At 79.6% G+C, this 1272-nt stretch carries 1 protein-coding gene and 2 pseudogenes; 2 read left to right on the top strand and 1 reads right to left on the bottom strand.

Annotated elements, in window-relative coordinates; genetic code table 11:
• Window positions 1–422: pseudogene (locus tag BI06_RS52950) on the bottom strand (hypothetical protein); the annotation flags it as partial.
• A gap of 4 nt (window positions 423–426) precedes the next feature.
• Here BI06_RS52950 and BI06_RS51515 point away from each other — a divergent pair.
• Entirely contained in the window at window positions 427–747 is a 321-nt protein-coding gene (locus BI06_RS51515; RefSeq protein WP_206743646.1) for a hypothetical protein, read from the top strand.
• A 56-nt stretch (window positions 748–803) separates the two neighbouring features.
• Window positions 804–1272: pseudogene (locus tag BI06_RS51510) on the top strand (hypothetical protein); the annotation flags it as partial.

Genomic DNA, 1272 nt, shown 5'->3' with positions numbered 1-1272 from the left:
ACGACCGAGGGCCAGGACAGCCCGCGCCCCGGGCCGTCCGACCCCTCGGCGACGCCCGCGCCGGACGCCTCCACTGCCGGCGCCCCCGGCTCGGGCCCGTCGTCCCCAGGCGCGTCGTCCACCGGCCCGGGCGGCCGGAGCACCGGCCCCTCCGCGGCGCCGACCGGCCGCACGTCCCCCGGGACGCCGCCCGCCCCCGGTACCCCCGGAACGGCCCGACCGCCGCTGCCGCCGGGTTCCGCGGCGCCGTCCTCGGGCCCGGCCGTGCCCGGGAGCGTCCCGCCGTCCTCCGCCCCGCCGGCGACGGCCCCGGCCACCGGTCCCGTCGTCGCCCCGTCCTCGGCGACGCCCGTCGGTCCCACCGGTACGACGCCGTCCCCGACGCTGACGGTCCTGCCGACCCGGACGGTCGCGCCGACCATCGCGGTGACCTCGGTGAACCTGGACTCGCTGGCCTGCGCCGGGCGCTGGAGCACCACCGCGACGGTCACCGTGGTCGCCCAGGGCGCGGCCACCGGCTCGCTGACGCTGACCTGGTTCCACACCCTGGGCGAACGCACCATGGACGTCGCGACCGACACGGTGGCGGTCCACGACGGCCGCGCCACCGTCAGCCGGACGCACGACTTCACCTCGGCCGACACCTTCCCGACCTGGGGCGTGCGGATCGGCACCGCCCCGGCGGCGGCGAGGCCGGGGCGGACGTCGGACACGGTGTCGGCGTTCCTCTGCGACCCGCCGCGCTGAGTCGCCGCACCTGTCCGTCCCACACACCCCGCCCCACCCCGCTCTCTGGAGGAGCCATGTCCACGCCCCGACCCGACTCCGACCCGGCCCCGGCGCCGGTCGCGGCCGCGGACGGCGATGCCGACCGGACCGTCCGACTCGACCCGGCCGGGGACGGCGCCACGGAGACGGTCCGGCTCGGACCGGGGTCGGCCGAGGTCGGGTCGGAGGCCGTCGGGCCGGACGCCGAGGCCACCGTGCGGATCGACGCGAACGAGGCCATGAGCGCGACCTTCCTCGACCCCGGGGTCTGGGGCGGCGCCGGGGACACGGTGGAGGCATTCACACTGCTGGACACCCCGGCCCACGGCACCGCCGCCCCGGCCGGGGCCGACCCCGCCCTCACGGTCACCGCAGCGGCGGCGGGCCCGTCGTCGCCCGTGGCCGCCCCGGGCCCGCCGCCGACCGACCTCGCCCCGACCGTGCCCGACACCGCGCTCACCGTGACCGCGCCCGATTCGGCGTCGACTTCGGCCTCCGCCTCCT

Origin of the sequence: Kitasatospora sp. MBT66, from assembly GCF_000710405.2 — a bacterium.
GTDB lineage: Bacteria > Actinomycetota > Actinomycetes > Streptomycetales > Streptomycetaceae > Kitasatospora > Kitasatospora purpeofusca.
Note: the sequence above shows the minus strand (reverse complement) of the source record. Positions and strands in the feature narration are given on the sequence as shown.